This window comes from Klebsiella sp. WP8-S18-ESBL-06, assembly GCF_014169755.1.
In the GTDB taxonomy this organism is placed as follows: domain Bacteria; phylum Pseudomonadota; class Gammaproteobacteria; order Enterobacterales; family Enterobacteriaceae; genus Kluyvera; species Kluyvera ascorbata_B.
Genome location: NZ_AP022256.1, coordinates 425,007 through 444,909, shown reverse-complemented (window position 1 = coordinate 444,909; position 19,903 = coordinate 425,007). Strand labels below are relative to the sequence as shown.

General features: G+C 56.7%; 18 protein-coding genes. 7 read left to right on the top strand and 11 right to left on the bottom strand.

From position 1 onward, the window contains the following. Positions 1 to 19: 19 nt before the first annotated feature. From aroB to H7R76_RS02030, 7 genes are all read right to left on the bottom strand, one after another. Positions 20 to 1,114, bottom strand: coding sequence for a 3-dehydroquinate synthase (gene aroB, locus H7R76_RS02055; protein ID WP_106925137.1), 1,095 nt, complete (start codon positions 1,112 to 1,114; stop codon positions 20 to 22). 58 nt (positions 1,115 to 1,172) lie between these two features. Beyond that, positions 1,173 to 1,694 carry a shikimate kinase AroK gene (aroK, locus tag H7R76_RS02050; RefSeq protein ID WP_035892101.1) on the bottom strand — a complete coding sequence of 174 codons (522 nt, stop codon included), beginning with the start codon at positions 1,692 to 1,694 and terminating at the stop codon, positions 1,173 to 1,175. Positions 1,695 to 1,974: 280 nt separating this feature from the next. Next, positions 1,975 to 3,195: a DNA uptake porin HofQ gene (hofQ, locus tag H7R76_RS02045; protein ID WP_227673968.1), complete on the bottom strand. Its 1,221-nt coding sequence runs from the start codon at positions 3,193 to 3,195 to the stop codon at positions 1,975 to 1,977. Continuing rightward, entirely contained in the window at positions 3,083 to 3,523 is a 441-nt protein-coding gene (locus H7R76_RS24810; RefSeq protein ID WP_227673939.1) for a HofP DNA utilization family protein, read from the bottom strand. The genes hofQ and H7R76_RS24810 overlap by 113 nt, the downstream gene beginning before the upstream one ends. Beyond that, a complete protein-coding gene (locus H7R76_RS02040) occupies positions 3,513 to 3,971 on the bottom strand; it encodes a HofO family protein (protein ID WP_182929908.1) in 459 nt (152 codons plus the stop codon). Before H7R76_RS02040 ends, H7R76_RS24810 begins: the two co-directional genes overlap by 11 nt. Then, a complete protein-coding gene (locus H7R76_RS02035; RefSeq protein ID WP_182929907.1) occupies positions 3,958 to 4,500 on the bottom strand; it encodes a PilN domain-containing protein in 543 nt (180 codons plus the stop codon). The genes H7R76_RS02040 and H7R76_RS02035 overlap by 14 nt, the downstream gene beginning before the upstream one ends. Then, positions 4,491 to 5,279: a pilus assembly protein gene (locus H7R76_RS02030; RefSeq protein WP_106925132.1), complete on the bottom strand. Its 789-nt coding sequence runs from the start codon at positions 5,277 to 5,279 to the stop codon at positions 4,491 to 4,493. Before H7R76_RS02030 ends, H7R76_RS02035 begins: the two co-directional genes overlap by 10 nt. Positions 5,280 to 5,399: 120 nt before the next feature. Between H7R76_RS02030 and mrcA the strand changes: the two genes are divergently transcribed. Next, complete coding sequence (gene mrcA / locus H7R76_RS02025) at positions 5,400 to 7,952, top strand: peptidoglycan glycosyltransferase/peptidoglycan DD-transpeptidase MrcA (protein ID WP_182966867.1); 2,553 nt, start codon at positions 5,400 to 5,402, stop codon at positions 7,950 to 7,952. 77 nt (positions 7,953 to 8,029) lie between these two features. Here mrcA and nudE read toward each other — a convergent pair whose 3' ends face one another. Further along, positions 8,030 to 8,593, bottom strand: coding sequence for an ADP compounds hydrolase NudE (gene nudE / locus H7R76_RS02020; protein WP_106925130.1), 564 nt, complete (start codon positions 8,591 to 8,593; stop codon positions 8,030 to 8,032). A 308-nt stretch (positions 8,594 to 8,901) separates the two neighbouring features. Here nudE and H7R76_RS02015 point away from each other — a divergent pair, with 308 nt between their 5' ends. The 4 genes from H7R76_RS02015 (at position 8,902) to hslO (ending at position 13,099) form a co-directional block, all read left to right on the top strand. Next, on the top strand, positions 8,902 to 11,049 hold the full coding sequence (locus H7R76_RS02015) for an intracellular growth attenuator family protein (RefSeq protein ID WP_182929904.1): 2,148 nt from the start codon (positions 8,902 to 8,904) through the stop codon (positions 11,047 to 11,049). Positions 11,050 to 11,115: 66 nt separating this feature from the next. Continuing rightward, positions 11,116 to 11,793 carry a GMP/IMP nucleotidase gene (gene yrfG, locus H7R76_RS02010; RefSeq protein WP_106925128.1) on the top strand — a complete coding sequence of 226 codons (678 nt, stop codon included), beginning with the start codon at positions 11,116 to 11,118 and terminating at the stop codon, positions 11,791 to 11,793. Positions 11,794 to 11,795: 2 nt separating this feature from the next. After that, the gene (gene hslR, locus H7R76_RS02005; protein WP_106925127.1) at positions 11,796 to 12,197 is read left to right on the top strand and encodes a ribosome-associated heat shock protein Hsp15; all 402 of its coding nucleotides are present in this window, start codon (positions 11,796 to 11,798) and stop codon (positions 12,195 to 12,197) included. 23 nt (positions 12,198 to 12,220) lie between these two features. Beyond that, positions 12,221 to 13,099, top strand: a complete 879-nt coding sequence (gene hslO, locus H7R76_RS02000; protein ID WP_182966865.1) for an Hsp33 family molecular chaperone HslO — start codon at positions 12,221 to 12,223, stop codon at positions 13,097 to 13,099. Between the two features lie 94 nt (positions 13,100 to 13,193). Here hslO and H7R76_RS01995 read toward each other — a convergent pair whose 3' ends face one another. Then, a complete protein-coding gene (locus tag H7R76_RS01995) occupies positions 13,194 to 14,909 on the bottom strand; it encodes a DUF4153 domain-containing protein (RefSeq protein ID WP_182966863.1) in 1,716 nt (571 codons plus the stop codon). Positions 14,910 to 15,287: 378 nt separating this feature from the next. On the opposite strand from H7R76_RS01995, the gene pckA reads away from it, so the two are divergent. Continuing rightward, positions 15,288 to 16,904 (top strand): phosphoenolpyruvate carboxykinase (ATP), encoded by a 1,617-nt coding sequence (gene pckA, locus H7R76_RS01990; protein WP_106925125.1) that lies wholly within the window; start codon positions 15,288 to 15,290, stop codon positions 16,902 to 16,904. A 152-nt stretch (positions 16,905 to 17,056) separates the two neighbouring features. On the opposite strand, the gene envZ is transcribed toward pckA, so the two are convergent. Both envZ and ompR read right to left on the bottom strand, forming a co-directional pair. After that, entirely contained in the window at positions 17,057 to 18,409 is a 1,353-nt protein-coding gene (gene envZ, locus H7R76_RS01985; protein WP_106925124.1) for a two-component system sensor histidine kinase EnvZ, read from the bottom strand. After that, entirely contained in the window at positions 18,406 to 19,125 is a 720-nt protein-coding gene (ompR, locus tag H7R76_RS01980) for an osmolarity response regulator transcription factor OmpR (protein WP_182966860.1), read from the bottom strand. The genes envZ and ompR overlap by 4 nt, the downstream gene beginning before the upstream one ends. A gap of 228 nt (positions 19,126 to 19,353) precedes the next feature. Here ompR and greB point away from each other — a divergent pair, with 228 nt between their 5' ends. Then, entirely contained in the window at positions 19,354 to 19,827 is a 474-nt protein-coding gene (gene greB / locus H7R76_RS01975) for a transcription elongation factor GreB (RefSeq protein ID WP_106925123.1), read from the top strand. Positions 19,828 to 19,903: the final 76 nt, after the last annotated feature.

The window sequence follows — 19,903 nt, the reverse complement described above, 5'->3', positions numbered from 1 at the left end:
GAACGCGGCTAGACCTTTCTTATAGTTGCGCCTGCTGGGTATCAGCAATAGCGCCAAGAACCACATCGTGGGATACGCCACCGCGTACCTCACTTTTCCCGATAGCCAGCGGCAGCACTAAGCGCATTTCGCCAGCCAGGACTTTTTTATCTCGCAGCATGTGCGGCAGATAGGCTTGCGCCGTCATCTCCTGCGGACCCGCAACCGGCAGCCCTGCGCGCTTAAGCAGTGCGATGATGCGCTGAGTATCCTGAGCGTCAAACTGGCCCAGGCGCTCGGAGGCGTGAGCCGCCATCACCATACCCGCCGCCACGGCTTCACCGTGCAGCCAGTTGCCATAACCCATCTCGGCTTCAATGGCGTGGCCAAACGTATGCCCAAGATTGAGTAAAGCACGTAACCCGGTTTCGCGCTCGTCGGCAGCCACAACATCGGCTTTCAGCTCACAACAACGGCGAATACAGTACGCCATCGCTTTTTCATCCAGCGCCATCAGCGCGTCGATGTTCGCTTCCAGCCAGTCGAAGAACGGCGCATCCAGGATGATGCCGTACTTAATGACTTCGGCAAGGCCAGAGGAGAGCTCGCGTTTCGGTAGCGTTTTCAGGCAGTTCAGGTCAACCACAACGGAGGCCGGCTGCCAGAATGCGCCAATCATATTCTTACCAAGGGGATGGTTGACCGCGGTTTTGCCGCCAACCGAAGAATCCACCTGCGACAGCAGAGTGGTAGGCACCTGGATAAAGCGTACGCCGCGCTGATAGCTCGCCGCCGCAAAACCGGTTAAGTCACCGATCACACCGCCGCCCAGCGCCACCAGCGTAGTATCACGACCGTGTGGTTTCTGCAAAAGCGCGGTGAAAACGGTATCCATGACGGCCAGGCTTTTATACTGTTCGCCGTCCGGCAGAATGACGCTATCAACCTTCACGCCAGCCTGCTCGAGCACGGAGCGAACCTGGTCCAGATAAAGCGGTGCCAGCGTTTCGTTGGTGACCAGCATAACCTGATCGCCGGACTTGAGCGGTAAGAAGGAAGCTGGGTCGTTAAACAAACCAGCCGCGATGGTAATCGGGTAACTACGTTCCCCGAGAGTTACTGTAAGCCTCTCCATAACGCGACGTCCACCTTAGTGACTGTTATTCGCTGGCATTCTACTTTTCAGGCCAGTATTAGTTGCTTTCCAGCATATGGATGATCTGGTTAGCGACAACTTTTGCGCTCTGATCGTCAGTACGAATAGTGACGTCAGCAATCTCTTCATACAGCGGATTACGTTCGTCGGCCAGCGCTTCGAGCACTTCGCGCGGCGGCGTTTCAACCTGCAGCAGCGGGCGCTTTTTATCGCGCTGAGTGCGAGCGAGCTGTTTTTCAATGGTGGTTTCCAGATAGACAACCACGCCACGAGCGGAGAGACGATTGCGCGTTTCGCGTGATTTTACAGAGCCACCGCCTGTTGCCAGAACAATACCCTGCTTTTCCGTTAACTCATTGATGATTTTTTCTTCGCGGTCACGGAAACCTTCTTCGCCTTCGACATCAAAGACCCAGCCCACGTCAGCGCCTGTTCGTTTCTCAATCTCTTGATCAGAATCGTAAAATTCCATATTGAGCTGTTGAGCCAGCTGGCGCCCAATAGTGCTTTTGCCGGCACCCATGGGCCCAACCAGAAAGATATTGCGTTTCTCTGCCATTTTTTTGGTACTACTAAGACTATTCGTTAATGATAAACCCGCGCCGCAGAACATCACGCGTCGCAGGACATGAACTGAAACCTCTTATGCAATAGAGCGAGAGTCAGACTGAAAATTATCTCAATACTCCGGCTGGTTTGGCAACAGATTAAATCAGCAGACTACAGGAGTACGAGCGGCATACGTTGACACTCAAATCGGTACTCCTTGTATGCTAAATCTGCTCCCACGTCAAACCCACGGCGCACCTTCGCTGCTAAATTCGCATGATTACTCGCTGCTATTGCACAGAAATAATACGTGGCGTGATAAACACCACCAGTTCACGTCGTTCATTGTCTTTCCCATCACGGCGAAAAAGATGACCCAACAAAGGGATATCGCCTAAAAAAGGCACACTGTCGCTGGCGTTTTTATTCTTCTGCGAAAAAATGCCGCCTAGCGCCAGCGTTTCGCCACTTTTAACCTCAACCTGGGTTTCAATCTCCTGCTTGTCGATGGCCAGCACTTCGCCATCCGCCTGCTGTAGCACCTGGCCCGGCATATTTTCGCTGATATGCAGCTTCAACCGAACCCGACCATTCTGTAGCACCGTCGGCGTCACCTCCATGCCCAGCACCGCTTCTTTAAATTCGACCGAAGTGGCCCCGCTCTCTCCGCTCGAGACCTGATAGGGAATCTCGCTACCCTGCTTAATGCTCGCGGGCTGCAAATGTGAAGCCAGAAGCCGCGGGCTGGCGATAATATCCACCTTTTGCTTTTGTTCCAGCGCGGACAGCTCCAGCTCAAGCAGGCGACCATTGATGCGGCCAATATTAAAACCACCGCGCGTCGTGGCATCGGCTACCGACAAATCGCTACTCAGCGAGGTGATTTTACCAGCCCCTATTGCCCCTTCAGCCTCGGCGAGGCTCCATTTCACACCCAGCTCACGTAGGCTGGTTTCATTGATAGTGACGATATGTGCAGCCAGCTCAACCTGGCCGACGGGAATATCCATCTCCGTTGCCCACGCGCTAAACGCCTGAAGATGTTCACCGTCATCGCGAACGATGAGCCGGTTGGTGCGCTTGTCAACGGTCAGCGTGCCGCGCGCGCTGAGAAGTTTGCCTCCGGACTTTGCCAGTTCGCTGGCATCAGCGTACTGCAGCACAATACTGGCGTGTTTCAACGGCAACGTCTGCTGACGGCGCACCTGTTCCGCCAGCGCTCGCGCCTGCTTCTCTTCACGCCAGCGCTGCGAATAGACGAAGAGCACGCTTCCCTCCTGATGCATAACCAGCCCGGTGCTGGTCATCACCGTCTGTAACGCCTGCTTCCACGGTAAATTACGCAGCTGCAGCGAGAGCGAGCCCTGCACATCGGGTGCAATCACCAGATTCTTCTGTTCAAGGTCGGCCAGGCTTTGCAACACCTGGGCCACCGGCACGTCGTCCACCACCAGCGTGACGTTTTTCGCCGGGCTCAGCGGCGCCAGAAGCAGCAGTATTAGCAGGCTTATCCTGTTCATTTTTTGTCGTTCCTTCTCTTGTCCATTGCCAGCGCTGCGGCTCGCAGCCCGTACCCGTCTCGACCATCAGATTTTCCGGCGTTACCTGCAATACGCGCCAGCCGGTATGCAGCACGGCATCTTTTTCTACCCTCTGCCATTTATCGTCACCGCGCTGAACGATACCGATCAGACGATCGCCCGACGCCGCCGCCCCGCGATAGCGCCACAGGCTGAGCTGTGCGTGATGACACGGGTCTTCAATGGGAACAAAAGGATCGCGCATGCCGCACAGCAGCGGCACCGCAACGATCACAGCCAGCGGAAGCTTAAGGTTCATCGTTGCGCACCAGCCCTAACGTCAAGCGCAGCGTACCGTTCTCCCCGGTAAGCGCGAATGCCGTGACCTGCATACCGCACGCTGCCAGCCGCAGGAAGGTCGGGGCCACCTGTGCCCACGGAGTGTCCAGCACCAGCTCGCCGCCCTTGTCTGAAGGAAGCCAGCTCACCAGCCGGGCCCCGGACTGTTGGAAGGTCGTTGGCGAAAAGCGAACATAAGGATCTGAGCGTGCCGGTGAGAGGACTCGCGCCGCACGCAACGGCATGAGCCGACGCCAGCTTGCCGCGTACTGCGCGTGCTGACGCTGTCGGGCCTCAGATTCGGTCGTCTGTAACGCCGATGCCCCGAGGCGATAGCAAACACTCGCCCCCGCCAGCGCAGCGGCTAGCGCCGTCAGGCGCAGCGCATTCAGCCGCGAGAGCGGCCACCAGCCGTCAGGGAGCCGCATCGTCAGTCTCCTCCTGCAACTGATAGTGAACCTGCCAACGGCCAGCGTTATCGCGCTGAATTTTTCCCGCCGTTGCGGGCTGGAAACCGGGTAGCGCTGTCAGCACCTGCTCGACCCCCGCCAGAGCCGCAAACTGTATGAGCGTCCCCGATAACAGCAGCGTGCGCTCGCGGTAAACCAGCTCGTTAAGCCACGCCTGGGGAGGAAGTTGCTCAGCCAGCGTGCTCAACCGCGCCGCCCAGGCTTCCGTGGTACGTCGGTGTGCTAACCGCTGTGCGTGCAGAGCCTGCTGCTGCGCCCGCGCCGCCCATTCACGTTCGCGCGCCGCCAGTTGCTGCGTTATCTGCTGCTCCGCGTCGGCGTGAATGTCGTCTCCAGCCCGCCTCGCCTTGCCGCTGAGCTGGCAGGAAAATGCCACCGCCATACTCAGCAGCCAGCATGCCGCCACGCCGGCCACCCAGCGCCGTAGATGCCGATAGAATCGGGCTCGCCGCCACGGCAGAAAATTAACCGTATGAACTATCGCCATACCGCCCCCATCGCCAGTGCAATTGCCACGGCAAAGGCATCACCACAGGTGGGTAGCGGCGGCTGCTTTTGCGCGATGGCGCTCCAGGGGTCGAAACAGGGGCCGCCGAGATCATTGGCGCCAATGTGCACCAGCCGTGCCGGGTCAACGTCCAGCCGCTCAGCCAGCAGCAACGGTGATGCAGTGTCGCTTAACGCACCGCTTCCCCAGCCTTCCCTGTGCGCCCACAGCCAGTGCGATGCGTCTCGCCAGACCAGTACGGCTCGCGGGTCTACCATTAGCGGGAGGAAAACCTGGAGCGCGCAGGCATCCGGCGTAATCGCCGCGGTGTGTAAGCGCAGGCGGCGCAGCAGCTGCTGTAGACTGGCCACCTCGCGCTGCTGCGCGGCGGTGACGTTCCACTGCCCCGCGGGCTCCGCCAGATGATAGTCAAAACACAGTGCATCGACAGGCATCTCAAGCTGCTGCGACATCGCGCTGGCAATCCATTGACGCTGCTCGTGCTCCTGCAGGGTGATGGCCGCGCCCGGCAGACTTTTTTGCAGCGTGCGCCGGGCGGGAAAGGCTACGCTCACTGTATGCTGCCAGGGCAGCTCGTGACGCCACGGCGCCAGCGCGGCCAGCAGGCGTTCATCTTGTTCATGGGGTGACGCCGAGGAAGACAGCGGTAGCTGCCACCAACGGCGCAGAGACCAGCCGCTGCGCGCGCGCTGGAGTGCGATGATAAAGATATTATCTTGCTGAATATGAAGCCCGACCTGCCAGCAGTTGAAAGCCATTTCACGATTCTCCTTACGCCACCAACAGCGTGACGGCTATATCAATGAATCAGGCTTGCCTTTATACTACCGCGCGTTTGTTTATAAACTGCCCAAATGCCACTCAATGGGAAATCTCCGGTGAAGTTCGTAAAGTATTTATTCATCCTTGCAGTCTGTTGCATTCTGCTGGGAGCAGGCTCGATTTATGGCCTCTACAAATATATTGAGCCGCAGCTGCCAGACGTCGCTACGCTGAAAGACGTGCGCCTGCAGGTACCTATGCAGGTCTATAGCGCAGACGGTGAGCTCATTGCGCAGTACGGCGAGAAGCGTCGTATTCCAATGACCCTTAGCCAGATCCCACCCGAAATGGTGAAAGCGTTCATTGCCACCGAAGATAGCCGCTTCTATGAGCACCACGGGATTGACCCGATTGGTATCTTCCGTGCCGCCAGCGTCGCGCTGGTCAACGGGCACGCCTCTCAAGGGGCCAGTACCATTACCCAGCAGCTTGCGCGTAACTTCTTCCTCAGCCCTGAAAAAACGCTGATGCGCAAAATCAAGGAAGCCTTCCTGGCCATCCGTATTGAGCAGTTGCTGAGTAAAGATGAAATTCTTGAGCTGTACCTGAACAAGATCTATCTCGGCTACCGCGCTTACGGCGTGGGGGCTGCGGCACAGGTGTACTTTGGCAAGCCGGCCGACCAGCTGAGTCTGAGCGAAATGGCGGTGATTGCAGGCCTGCCGAAGGCGCCGTCTACCTTCAACCCGCTCTACTCGCTTGACCGCGCCACCGCTCGCCGCAACGTGGTGCTGTCGCGTATGTTGAGCGAAGGCTATATCACCCAGGCACAGTACGACCAGGCGCGTAACGAAGCCATTGACGCCAACTACCATGCGCCGGAAATCGCCTTCTCTTCACCGTATCTGACGGAGATGGTGCGCCAGGATATGGTCAAGCAGTACGGTGAACAGGCCTACGAAGACGGCTACCGCGTTTACACCACGATTACGCGTAAGAACCAGCAGGCAGCCCAGCAGGCGCTGCGCAATAACGTGATGGATTACGACATGCGTCACGGCTACCGCGGTCCGGCCAACGTGCTGTGGAAAGCAGGTGAAACGCCGTGGGACAGCAAGAAAATTCGCGCCTCGTTGCGCCCTCTGCCTTCTTATGGCCCGCTGCTACCGGCTGCGGTGACCGCCGCTAACCCGCAGGAAGCTACCGTCATGTTAGCCGACGGCACATCGGTCTCGTTAACGATGGAAGGGATGCGCTGGGCGCGGCCTTACCGCTCCGATACTGCGCAGGGACCCACCCCGCGTAAAGTGACCGATGTCGTGCAGGCCGGGCAGCAGATTTGGGTGCGTCAGAATGGCGACAGCTGGTGGCTGGCGCAGGTGCCGGACGTTAACTCCGCGCTGGTGTCAATTAACCCGAAAAACGGTGCAATCATCGCGCTGGTCGGCGGCTTCGACTTCAACCAGAGTAAGTTTAACCGCGCCACCCAGGCGCTGCGTCAGGTCGGCTCTAACATCAAACCGTTCCTCTATACCGCGGCGATGGATAAGGGCTTAACTCTCGCCAGCATGCTCAATGACGTGCCTATTTCCCGCTGGGATGCTGGCGCCGGTTCCGACTGGCAGCCCAAAAACTCCCCGGCACAATACGCGGGCCCGATCCGCTTGCGCCAGGGGCTGGGCCAGTCTAAAAACGTGGTGATGGTACGCGCCATGCGCGCCATGGGCGTGGACTATGCCGCAGAGTATTTGCAGCGTTTCGGCTTCCCGGCTGAAAATATTGTGCATACGGAATCGCTGGCGCTGGGATCTGCGTCCTTTACCCCGCTGCAGGTCGCGCGCGGCTATGCGGTGATGGCCAACGGCGGCTTCCTGGTGGAGCCGTACTACATCAGTAAAATTGAAAACGACCAGGGCGGCGTGCTGTTTGAAGCGAAACCGAAAATCGCCTGCCCTGAGTGCAATCTGCCGGTGATCTACGGCGACACGCCGAAATCGAACGTTCTGGAAAATCAGGATGTTGAAGATGTTGCCATATCACAAACGCCGCAGAATGCCGTCGTTCCCATGCCGCAGATTGAGCAGCCGAATCAGCCGCTGGTTGCTCAGAACGGTGCCCAGGAGTACGCCCCGCACGTGATCAACACGCCGCTGTCGTTCCTGATTAAGAGCGCGCTGAATACCAACATCTTCGGCGAACCAGGCTGGCAGGGTACGGGCTGGCGTGCCGGTCGCGATCTTGGCCGCCACGACATCGGCGGCAAAACCGGGACCACCAACAGCTCAAAAGACGCATGGTTCTCCGGTTACGGTCCGGGCGTGGTGACCTCCGTATGGATTGGCTTCGACGATCACCGCCGTGACCTGGGGCGCACCACGGCTTCAGGCGCAATTAAGGATCAGATTTCAGGCTATGAAGGCGGAGCCAAGAGCGCTCAGCCTGCCTGGGATGCCTTTATGAAGGCCGTGCTGGCCGGGGTGCCTGAAGAACCGCTGACCCCGCCGCCGGGGATTGTGACGGTCAATATTGACCGCAACACCGGGCAGCTCGCCAATGGCGGCAGCAGTCGTCAGGAATACTTCATTGAAGGAACGCAGCCTACACAGCAGGCGGTTCACGAGGTCGGTACTGAAGTGATTGATAACGGGGAAACCCACGAGCTGTTCTGACCCGTAACGCGGGCAACTGACCCCGACGGCACGCTGCTGCGCGGGGTCATAAAAAAAGGCGCCGTTGGCGCCTTTTTTTATGACAATCTGCCCTGTGCCCTCAGCCACTCGCGTAGCAGGAACAGCGCGCTCACGTTGCGCGCCTCGCTAAAATCAGGATCGTCGAGCAGATCCATCAGGTTAGCCAGCGGCCAGCGCACCTGCGGCAGCGGTTCTGGCTCATCGCCCGGCAGGGATTCCGGGTAGAGGTTTTCCGCCACAACGATATTCATTTTGCTGGAAAAATAGGATGGCGCCATGCTGAGCTTTTTCAGGAACGTCAGCTCATGCGCGCCAAAGCCCACTTCTTCTTTTAGTTCACGGTTAGCCGCCTGCATGACCGTTTCGCCAGGATCAATCAGCCCCTTCGAAAAACCCAGCTCGTAAGATTCTGTTCCCACCGCGTATTCGCGAATCAAAATGACGTGTTCATCGACAATAGGCACAATCATTACCGCTTCGCGCGAGGAGGGTTTCATCCGCTCATAAACGCGACGGACGCCGTTGCTGAACTCGAGATCGACGCTTTCCACATTAAACAGGCGCGACTTTGCGACGGTTTCAACATGGAGGATGGTAGGTTTTTGTAATGATTTGCTCATTGGGCCGGGGTCTTTGCTGTGGTGACTTTTATCATTGTGCGATAGGTACGAGGTTCCAGCAATGTATAAAGCGTTTTATTTACATCGTTGCAACGTTCATGTTCTTCCATCTCTCATTTCTGGATAAATGTCAAGAGGTTGAATTACAATTGGGAATTTACTGATACTCGTTGGCAAAGGGGTTTGTTATGCTTACGTTTTGCGAGAGTCTATAAACTCTTTTTATCACCTCTGTAATATGTGCCGATGATGTATAAAAAAAGCAGGCAACTTAAGAGACCTCTAAGAAAAAGTATGATGGGAAAAGCATGGGCACATTGATGATCTTTACCGTAGCGATACTGATCTGCGCCGTGCTGGTCGGTTGGTTCTTCCGTAAAAGGGCAAAACGCCTTCATCTGCCGTGGCTGCACTTGTTTCCTGGCGCGACCACGCGCAAGCTCACCGACGAAGAGCGCCAGGGCGTTGAAAACTATCTCGACGATCTGAACCGCGACCTGCAGCTTCCGCCGTCCGGTTCGACGATCGCGCCAACCGCGCTGACGCTCAATGCGCAAAGCGGTACCGTATTCACGCTGACCCGCGCCATCACTCGCTATGGCATTACCACCGACGATCCCAACAAATGGCGTTATTTTCTCGACTCTGTGGAAGTGCACCTGCCGCCGTTCTGGGAGCAGCACATTACTGATGAAAACAGCATCGATCTTATCGTGACCGACGATATGCCGCTGGTCATCGCCCTGAACGGCCACTCGCTGAAGACCTACTCACGCGAGAAGCAACGGCTGGCGCTGGAGTCGACAAGCTCAACGCAGGCGTCGATCCGTGGCGAGGAAAGCGAACAAATCGAGCTGCTCAATATTCGCCAGGAAACGCATGAAGAGCACGCGCTCGGCCGGCCGGACGGGCTGCGCGAGGCGCTGCTGATCGTCGCGGCGTTTGTCCTGTTTTATTGCAGCCTGATTGCCCCTGCGGTGTTCACGCCCTGGGTACTCGGCGGTGCGCTGCTGCTGCTCGGCGGCGGGCTATGGGGGCTCTTCGCCCCGCCAACAAAATCGTCCCTGCGCGAGATCCACTGCCTGCGCGGCACGCCGAAGCGCTGGGGGCTGTTTGGCGAAAACGATCAGGAGCAGATTAACAACATTTCGCTTGGCATCATCGATCTCATCTATCCGCGCCACTGGCAGCCCTTTGTCGCGCAGGATTTGGGGCAGAAAACCGATATTGATATCTACCTTGACCGTCACGTCGTCCGTCAGGGTCGCTTCCTTTCTCTGCATGATGAAGTGAAAAACTTCCCGCTACAGCACTGGCTGCGCAGCGCCGTTATTGGTGGCGGTGCGCTGCTGGTGGCCGTGATGATGTGGATAAGCGTGCCGTTAAACATGCCGTTTAAGTTTACGATTTCATGGCTGAAAGGCGCGCAAACCGTAGAAGCAAAAGACGTGCGCCAGTTGGAAAAGGCGGGCGTTCGCGTCGGCGATACGCTGCATCTCAGCGGCATCGGGATGTGTAACATTCATTCGCCCGGCACCTGGACGGCCCAGGAGAGCTCGCCGTTCCTGCCGTTCGACTGTTCGCAAATTATCTGGAACGATGCGCCGCGCCTGCCGCTGCCGGAATCGGAAACCGTGAACAAAGCCACGGCGCTGGTACAGGCGGTGAATCGTCAGCTGCACCCAGCCGAAGGCGACGACTCGCGCGTCAGCCCGGCGCTGCGCTCGGCGATTCAGAAGTCCGGCATGGTGCTGCTGGATGATTTTGCCGATATCGTGCTGAAAACCAAAGATCTCTGCTCCGCCGCCGACGACTGCGTGCGGCTGAAGAACGCGCTGGTTAACCTGGGTAATACCCGCGACTGGGATGCGCTGGTCAAACGCGCCAATTCCGGCAAGCTGGACGGCGTGAATGTCCTGCTGCGCCCGGTTAGCGCCGAGTCGCTGGATAACCTGGTCGATACCTCCACCGCGCCGTTTATCCTGCGCGAAACGGCCCGCGCAGCACAGGCGTTAAACAGCCCGGCGCCGGGTGGTTTCCTTATCACCAGCGATGAAGGCAGCGATTTCGTCAGCCAACCGTACCCCACCGCCAGCCTGTACGACTACCCCGCCCACGAGCAGTGGAACGAATTCCAGCGCCTGGCGGGGATGTTGATGCATACGCCGTTCCACGCTGAAGGGATTGTCACCAATCTCTATACCGACGCCAACGGCACGCAGCATATCAATCTGCACCGGATGCCCGACAGCAGCGGGCTGTGGCATTATCTGGCCACCACGCTGCTGATGCTGGCGATGGTTATCTGCGCCGTTTATAACGGGGTGCAGGCGCTGCGCCGCTATCACCGTCATCGCGAGCGTCTGGCGCAAATTCAGAAATATTACGAAAGCTGCACTACCCCGGCACTGCTCTCATCGCCGGACGATTTTACGTCCGACTTCCCGACCCGCTAGCCGCCTCCCCCGCCGCGGCAGAGTTATGTTACTCTGTCGCGCATTTCTTCCGTCTGGAGATTTACCATGCATTTTGATATCGCCTGGCAGGAGGTAGATACCGTCCTTCTGGACATGGATGGCACGCTTCTCGACCTCGCCTTCGACAACTATTTCTGGCAAAAGCTGGTGCCGGAAACCTACGGCGCGAAGCTGGGGATCAGCCCGCAGGCAGCACAGGACGCTATTCGCCAGGAGTACCACGCGGTGCAACATACGCTAAACTGGTACTGTCTGGACTACTGGAGCGAACGGCTGGGTCTCGATATTTGCGCGATGACCAGTGAACAGGGCCCGCGCGCGGCGCTGCGCGATGACACCGTTCCCTTCCTCAATGCGCTGAAGGCCAGCGGTAAACGCCGCATTTTGCTGACCAACGCCCATCCGCACAACCTGGCGGTGAAGCTGAAACACACGGGCCTCGACGCACACCTTGATTTATTACTTTCCACCCATACATTTGGTTATCCGAAAGAGGATCAGCGGTTATGGCAAGCGGTGACAGAACGGACGGGCCTGGAGGCCGAACGCACGCTGTTTATCGATGACAGCGAGCCGATTCTGGATGCCGCCGCACGCTTTGGTATCCGCTACTGCCTCGGCGTCACCAACCCCGACTCGGGTATGGCGGATAAAGCGTATCTGCGTCATCCCGCACTTAACGATTATCGTCATCTGATCCCCTCACTGCACGTGAAGGAGTGACAATGAAAGAGAAATCCACCGACGGCGTCAGGCTGGATAAGTGGCTGTGGGCTGCGCGTTTTTACAAAACCCGCGCGCTGGCACGAGAGATGATTGAAGGCGGTAAGGTTCACTATAACGGGCAGCGCTCCAAGCCCAGTAAAGTTGTCGAACTGAACGCCCAGCTGACGCTGCGCCAGGGAAATGACGAACGCACCGTGGTCGTGAAAGCCATCACCGAGCAGCGACGTCCGGCGACGGAAGCCGTCAACCTGTACGAAGAGACGGCAGAGAGTATTGAGAAGCGCGAAAAAGTCGCGCTGGCGCGCAAGCTCAACGCGCTGACGATGCCGCATCCGGACCGACGCCCGGATAAAAAAGAGCGGCGCGACCTGATGAGATTTAAATACGGTGACAGCGAATGACTGCCGCCTCAAGAGAGAAAATTATGACTCAACACGATCAATTACATCGCTATCTGTTTGAAAACTATGCCGTACGTGGCGAACTGGTCACCGTATCCGAGACGCTCGAACAGATCCTGGCAGGCCACAGCTATCCGCAGCCGGTCAAAAACGTGCTGGCGGAACTGCTGGTGGCAACCAGCCTGCTGACCGCAACGCTGAAGTTTGAAGGCGACATTACCGTGCAGCTGCAGGGCGACGGTCCGATGACGCTGGCGGTGATCAACGGTAATAACCACCAGCAGCTGCGCGGCGTCGCGCGCGTGCAGGGCGAGATTCCGGCGGATGCTGACCTGAAAACGCTGATCGGCAACGGCTACCTGGTGATTACCATCACCCCGGCCGAAGGCGAACGTTATCAGGGCGTGGTGGGTCTGGAAGGCGATACGCTGGCGGCGTGTCTGGAAGATTACTTCCAGCGTTCCGAGCAGCTGCCGACACGCCTGATCATCCGTACCGGCGAGTCTGAAGGTAAGCCGGCCGCAGGCGGTATGCTGCTGCAGGTGATGCCAGCGCAGAACGCGCAGGCGGAAGATTTTGAACACCTGGCGGCGCTGACCGACACCATTAAAGCCGAAGAGCTGTTCACGCTGCCGGCGAACGATGTGCTGTGGCGTTTGTACCACGAAGAAGAAGTCACGCTGTACGATCCGCAGGGCGTCGAGTTCAAGTGCACCTGTTCTCGCGAACGCTGTGCTGGCGCGCTGAAAACGCTGCCGGATGAAGAGATCAACAGCATTCTGGAAGAAGAAGGCGAGATCGATATGCACTGCGACTACTGTGGTAGCCACTACGTCTTCAACGCGATGGATATCGCCGAAATCCGTAATGACGCCTCTCCGGCAGATCCGCAGGTGCATTAAAAACAGCGCCGGATGGCGGCTTCGCCTTATCCGGCCTACTGGGGATCTGTAGGCCTGATAAGCGTAGCGCCATCAGGCGTTGCCAGGTGGCAATTTAGCGAGTTTCCAGCGTTTGATCGCCAATAACCAGATCCCGCCACACTTTTGGCTTCGACGACAGCTTACCCTCCTCTACGGCACGCATAACCGTCTGCGGCGTTAGCGTTTGAGGTAACCGAATATACCCCTGACGCTCCCATCCTTTCTTCGCAGGATCGTAGGTATAGATCGCGCCAGAATTGTCCTCAAACACCAAAAAGATCCGCTCCTTGAGACCATCGTTATTCAGATCCTGCGCGACCAGCATGCAGGCATTTTTCTCCGCACAGCTTGCCAGAATGTAGCGTTCCTTAAGAACAACCTGCCAGAAGGCAATATCCGGTTTATCCGTGCCGGGCGCGATCCACGCCTTCTCCGCCAGCGTTTCTGCAGTGAGTGAATCCGTATTTTTCCGCTCGCCTTCTAAAAGATTATTCAGGTAGCGCTTATGGTTCCTGTCTTTCATAAATTCCGCATCGTCTTTCAGCGACGTCAGGGCCTCCCGTCCATAACGACCGCTGTTCACCAGCATGTGCAACGTCAGATCGTCAGGCTTAATTTTACCGCTGTGATAACGCGCCATCTGGCTATTCACGCTGATTCGCCAGCTATCCAGTACCGGCGAATTCAGTAGCATAAGCACGACGAGCACCAGCAGCGACAGCGCCTGATTCACTTTCCCCTGAAGCAACAAAGGGTTTATCGCCTTGCGCCGAACGATACTCAGCAGATAACCAACAGACCATACCAGCAGCACCACAACCACCAGCACGCCGTGCAGACGCTCCGCCGTCCAGCCATGCTGCGCCACGCGCACCCACAGCGCCCATCCGGCAATCAGGACATAAACGGGTGCCACCAGCAGCGAGGTTTTAATCAAACAGCGCAGCACGCCCGCATAGGGCAACGATGCTTTTTGCGGATCGCGGACAATCGCCATCAGCAGCAGGAGAATCAGCGTCAATGAAGAGAGTAAACCGGCAGCGGAGACGTGGCGGGAAATCGACGCTACCCCGGTAAACGGCAGCGTAACGATAAACAGCAGCGTCAGCAGCGATACCAACGGCAGCAAGCCGGTGGCAATCAGCGTCAGCAGCTTTTGGATAGCGGCAATCAAGCGGAACTGCGTACGCGCCAGGATCACCGACAGGGCGGTAATCAGCCCGATAGTGAGATAAATAAACCAGTCGGTATCAAAAAAGAGCGTATGGAAAAAAGCGATCCCCACCAGCCTGAACAGCTCACTCCAGAGCAGTAGCACCAGCCACACCAGGCCGTTGGCGATAACAATCACTAACAGCGTTAACGCGTTATGCCACATCAGATGGTAAAACCGCGCGTAACGCCCCCCTTCCTGCCGCGGATTAAGCTGCTGCTGCATCCACGGCAACAGCATCAGCACCATCAGCAACAGGTAGCAGCTAAAAGCCCAGAGCACGCTGCTGGCTTTCCAGCCTTCCATTCCGGCCATCAGCCACTTTTGCCAGCCGCTCATCGCCAACACGGCGATAAAAATAATCGCCAGCCAGCACCATAAGCGCGCCTGTTTAAACGAGGTGACGGAAAAAAGCAGTGCCGAAGAGAAGGCAAGGGTCGCGGGCATCCCATAAAACATCCAGCCGCTGTTTATTGGCGCAAGCCAGGTCATCAGCAGATAGCACACCAGCCCCTGAACCAGGCCGGTTGCCACCATTCCCCATCGGGTGGGACGAGAGAGTTCAACGTTATCCATGTTGCTATCCGATATCAGTAGAGTGCGTCATTATCGCATCACATCTTAGAAATCGATTCAAAAGGCAAAAAATTCGGAAAACAGCTCAGCGAGGTGAATCGATTTTTGTCCTGAAAGCATTACGTAATTTTCTTTCATAAATGCGATTCGATTCACATTTACACCGTCATTTAAACCATTTTGTAACCATTTGAGAACATTCGCGCCAAATATGCGGTGTTTCCTGTCATAATCCCTGACGCTTCGTGACAGGAGTCACAATGTTTTCGTAAGTAAGACGTTTGTCGGGATACGTAAATCTATGAGCCTGGTCGCGGTCAACCCCCCTAAAATACCCATAGAATTTATGGTAGTACATATTGGCTAAGGAGCAGTGAAATGCGCAACGGTATAACCCCGCAGGACCTCAAGGCTTATGGTATTAACGACGTACAGGATATCGTCTACAACCCCGATTACGATACATTGTATCGAGAAGAACTCGATCCTAACCTGGAAGGTTATGAGCGTGGTGTACTGACGAACCTGGGAGCCATTTCTGTCGACACCGGTATCTTTACCGGCCGTTCCCCGAAGGACAAATATATCGTCCGCGATGACACCACCCGCGATACGGTATGGTGGTCTGATAAGGGCAACGGGAAAAATGACAATAAACCTCTCTCTCCTGAAATTTGGCAACACCTGAAAGGTTTAGTTTCCAATCAGCTATCCGGCAAGCGCCTGTTTATCGTTGACGCGTTCTGCGGCGCGAACGAAGACACCCGCCTGTCCGTGCGTTTCATCACCGAAGTGGCCTGGCAGGCGCACTTCGTCAAGAACATGTTTATTCGCCCAACCGACGAAGAGCTGAAGACGTTTAAGCCCGACTTTATCGTCATGAACGGCGCTAAATGCACTAACCCACAGTGGAAAGAGCAGGGCCTCAACTCGGAAAACTTTGTCGCATTTAACCTGACAGAGCGTATCCAGCTGATTGGCGGCACCTGGTATGGCGGCGAAATGAAGAAAGGGATGTTCTCGATCATGAACTACCTGCTGCCGCTGCAGGGCATCGCCTCCATGCACTGTTCCGCTAACGTCGGCGAAAAAGGTGACGTAGCGGTGTTCTTCGGCCTGTCCGGCACCGGTAAAACCACCCTCTCTACCGATCCGAAACGTCGCCTGATTGGCGATGACGAACACGGCTGGGACGATGACGGCGTGTTTAACTTTGAGGGCGGCTGCTACGCCAAGACCATTAAGCTGTCGGAAGCGGCGGAGCCGGATATCTATCACGCCATTCGTCGTGATGCGCTGCTGGAAAACGTGGTGGTACGCGCCGATGGCAGCATTGATTTCGATGACGGCTCAAAAACCGAAAACACCCGCGTGTCGTACCCGATTTACCACATCGACAATATCGTGAAGCCGGTGTCAAAAGCGGGCCATGCGACCAAGGTTATCTTCCTGACCGCTGATGCTTTCGGCGTGCTGCCGCCAGTATCACGCCTCACCGCGGACCAGACGCAGTATCACTTCCTTTCCGGCTTTACGGCCAAGCTGGCAGGCACTGAGCGCGGCGTTACCGAGCCCACCCCAACCTTCTCTGCCTGCTTCGGCGCAGCATTCCTGTCGCTGCACCCGACGCAGTACGCTGAAGTGCTGGTGAAACGTATGCAGGCTGCAGGCGCTCAGGCTTACCTGGTGAATACCGGCTGGAACGGCACCGGCAAACGTATTTCTATTCAGAATACGCGCGCCATTATCGACGCCATCCTCGACGGCTCGCTGGACGAAGCGGAAACCTTCACTCTGCCGCTGTTTAACCTGCAGATCCCAACCGCGCTGCCGGGCGTGGATACTCACATCCTCGATCCGCGCAACACCTACGGTTCGCCGGAGCAATGGCAGGAAAAAGCCGAAACGCTGGCTAAGCTGTTCAAAGAGAACTTTGAGAAGTACACCGACACTCCTGCAGGCGCAGCGCTGGTGAGCGCAGGGCCAAAGCTGTAGTTCAGGCTAATGCCCGGTGCCGTTTGTGGCCGGATAAGGTGTTTACACCGCTATCCGGCACCAAGCCACACCGTGCCTGATGGGCTGCGCTTATCAGGCCTACAATATGGGGTCGCGAAACAAAAACCGCCGGGTTTCCCCCAGCGTTTTTTTTAGCTCTCTTTCGTCGGCCCCGGCATGCGGTTTGCCGGTATCGGCAGCCACGCGCGTATCAGCAACCCACCGCGTTCGCTGGTATCCAGCTCCAGCAGCCCGTTGTGGTTATCGATAATACGCTGCACGATAGCCAATCCTAGCCCCGTTCCGCTGATGGTTCGCGCGCTGTCGCCACGCACGAACGGCTGGAACAGATGCTTACGCTGCTCAGGCTTGATACCCGGGCCGTCGTCCTCCACCTGGAACCAGGCGCGATGCGCTTCACGGCCGCTGCTGACTTTAATCCAGCCGTTGCCGTAGCGCGCGGCGTTCACCACCATATTGGCCAGCGCGCGCTTGATGGACAGCGGGTGCACGCGTACCGGAATATCCCCTTCCAGCAGGTTGGTCTCTATTTCACGCTCGTAGCCGCTTTCTGCGGCGATCACCTCACCGAGCACGGTATTGAGATCGATACACTCCAACGGCATTTCCTGACCGGTGCGCAAATAATCAATAAACTGCTCAATGATGGCATTGCACTCTTCAATGTCTTTATTAATCGATTCCGCCAGATAGCCGTCCTGCTCGCCCATCATCTCTGTCGCCAGACGAATACGCGTCAGCGGCGTACGCAGGTCGTGGCTGACCCCGGCCATCAGCAGCGTGCGGTCGTCCGAAAGCTGCTTGACGCCCGCCGCCATGTGGTTGAAGGCTCGGGTCACCGAACGCACCTCCGACGCGCCATACTCGCGCAACGGTGGTGGAATAATCCCTTTACCGACCTGAAGCGCCGCGTGCTCCAGGTCGACCAGCGGTCGGTTCTGGATACGGATAAACAGCCACGCGCCGCCTATCGCCAGCAGCATAATCGCCAGGGTATAACGGAAGAGCGGGGAGAAGTCCCCCTGATGGATTTCGGTCAGCGGTACGCGCACCCAGATGTTGGGTGACAGCCAGGTCTTCAGCCAGACAACAGGCGAACTTTTATTCACTTCCACGCGCACTTCGGTCGGCCCGCCGAGCTGCTGGGCCATCTGCTGGCTCAGAAACTCGTAGTGCTGCGCCCAGCGCAGGCCTGCCTCTTCTGCGGCTTCATCGGAATAGAGCGAAATGCCCAACTCACGATAAATCTCGCGGCGAAACGCCGGCGGCACAACGAGCTGCGTGCCGTCCTCCAGCTGCAGCTTATCGGTCATCAGCATACGGACTTCGTAGGCTAAAACCTTATTAAACTGCTGCAAACTGGGCAGAATCGCGAAGTTCAGCACCACAAGATAGGTTGTCACCAGGCTGACAAACAGCAGGGTGACAATCAGCAATAACGTGCGGGCAAATGAACTTCGTGGCGAGAAGCGCAGTCGCCTCATGCTTTAGAACCGTCCGGGACGAAGACGTAGCCCAGACCCCACACGGTCTGAATATAGCGCGGGTGCGCTGGATCCTCTTCCACCATGCGGCGCAGGCGAGAAATCAGCACGTCGATGGAACGTTCCATCGCAGAGTATTCGCGACCACGGGCCAGGTTCATCAGCTTATCGCGTGACAGCGGTTCACGCGGGTGGCTCACCAGCGCTTTCAACACCGCAAACTCACCGCTGGTCAGCGGCATCGGTTCATCTTCACGGAACATTTCACGGGTGCCAAGGTTTAGCTTGAATTTGCCAAAGGCAATCACCGCCTCTTCCTGAGAAGGAGCGCCCGGCAGCTCGTTCGCCTGACGACGCAGTACCGCACGAATACGGGCCAGCAGCTCACGCGGGTTGAACGGCTTCGGAATGTAGTCGTCGGCGCCGATTTCCAGCCCTACAATACGGTCAACCTCTTCCCCTTTCGCCGTCACCATAATGATCGGCATCGGGTTGCTCTGGCTACGCAGACGGCGGCAGATGGAAAGACCATCTTCGCCTGGCAACATGAGATCCAACACCATCAGGTGGAACGACTCACGGGTCAGCAGTCGGTCCATCTGTTCGGCGTTAGCGACGCTTCGAACCTGGAAACCCTGCTCGGTCAGATAACGCTCCAGCAGCGCGCGCAGGCGCATATCGTCATCCACAACCAGAATCTTATAATTCTCTTGCATTGTTTTTACTCCCAAAGGTTCGCAACAATTATCCGCATGTATTCTCAAAAAAGCCTGCGCTGGCGACCAGCTAAATCTGGTATAAATTCCAGGCTAAATTGTTACAAAGCATATTTAACAGCGAGTTAAGTATACAATGAATCTTAATACACATTATTTATTCTGTCGGTATGCTCACGTAATACGTATTGTGCGCAATGGTTCCTCGGCAGCAGGTAAGCACTTAAGATGAAAACACCGTTGATCACCCGCGAAGGGTACGAAAAGCTCAAACAAGAGATGGATTATCTCTGGCGTGAAGAACGTCCGGAGGTAACGAAAAAAGTGACCTGGGCCGCGAGCCTTGGCGATCGCAGTGAAAATGCTGACTATCAGTATAATAAAAAACGCTTAAGGGAAATTGACCGCCGCGTTCGTTATTTAACCAAATGTCTGGAGAATCTGCGGATTGTCGATTATTCGCCGCAGCAGGAAGGCAAAGTCTTTTTTGGCGCCTGGGTCGAGATTGAAAACGACGACGGCGACATCAAGCGTTTTCGTATCGTTGGCTACGATGAAATATTTGGTCGCAAGGACTATATCTCCATCGATTCGCCGATGGCCCGCGCGCTGCTGAAAAAAGAGGTGGGTGACCTGGCGGTGGTGAACACCCCGGCGGGTGAAGCCAGCTGGTACGTGAATGCGATCGACTACGTAAAATAGCGCCGGAACAATCCGAAGCCCCCGCTGATGACTGGCATTTTTGCCAGTCAATCCGTATAACTGTCCCCTGATTTTA

Excerpts from the sequence above, each read along its gene's own strand:
- H7R76_RS02030 (WP_106925132.1), bottom strand. The coding sequence starts at position 5,279 with ATGGCTTTCAACTGCTGGCAGGTCGGGCTTCATATTCAGCAAGATAAT.
- aroB (WP_106925137.1), bottom strand. The coding sequence starts at position 1,114 with ATGGAGAGGCTTACAGTAACTCTCGGGGAACGTAGTTACCCGATTACC.
- greB (WP_106925123.1), top strand. The coding sequence starts at position 19,354 with ATGAAAACACCGTTGATCACCCGCGAAGGGTACGAAAAGCTCAAACAA.
- hslR (WP_106925127.1), top strand. The coding sequence starts at position 11,796 with ATGAAAGAGAAATCCACCGACGGCGTCAGGCTGGATAAGTGGCTGTGG.
- H7R76_RS24810 (WP_227673939.1), bottom strand. The coding sequence starts at position 3,523 with ATGAACCTTAAGCTTCCGCTGGCTGTGATCGTTGCGGTGCCGCTGCTG.
- pckA (WP_106925125.1), top strand. The coding sequence starts at position 15,288 with ATGCGCAACGGTATAACCCCGCAGGACCTCAAGGCTTATGGTATTAAC.
- aroK (WP_035892101.1), bottom strand. The coding sequence starts at position 1,694 with ATGGCAGAGAAACGCAATATCTTTCTGGTTGGGCCCATGGGTGCCGGC.
- H7R76_RS02015 (WP_182929904.1), top strand. The coding sequence starts at position 8,902 with ATGGGCACATTGATGATCTTTACCGTAGCGATACTGATCTGCGCCGTG.
- H7R76_RS01995 (WP_182966863.1), bottom strand. The coding sequence starts at position 14,909 with ATGGATAACGTTGAACTCTCTCGTCCCACCCGATGGGGAATGGTGGCA.
- ompR (WP_182966860.1), bottom strand. The coding sequence starts at position 19,125 with ATGCAAGAGAATTATAAGATTCTGGTTGTGGATGACGATATGCGCCTG.
- yrfG (WP_106925128.1), top strand. The coding sequence starts at position 11,116 with ATGCATTTTGATATCGCCTGGCAGGAGGTAGATACCGTCCTTCTGGAC.
- H7R76_RS02035 (WP_182929907.1), bottom strand. The coding sequence starts at position 4,500 with ATGGCGATAGTTCATACGGTTAATTTTCTGCCGTGGCGGCGAGCCCGA.
- envZ (WP_106925124.1), bottom strand. The coding sequence starts at position 18,409 with ATGAGGCGACTGCGCTTCTCGCCACGAAGTTCATTTGCCCGCACGTTA.
- nudE (WP_106925130.1), bottom strand. The coding sequence starts at position 8,593 with ATGAGCAAATCATTACAAAAACCTACCATCCTCCATGTTGAAACCGTC.
- hslO (WP_182966865.1), top strand. The coding sequence starts at position 12,221 with ATGACTCAACACGATCAATTACATCGCTATCTGTTTGAAAACTATGCC.
- H7R76_RS02040 (WP_182929908.1), bottom strand. The coding sequence starts at position 3,971 with ATGCGGCTCCCTGACGGCTGGTGGCCGCTCTCGCGGCTGAATGCGCTG.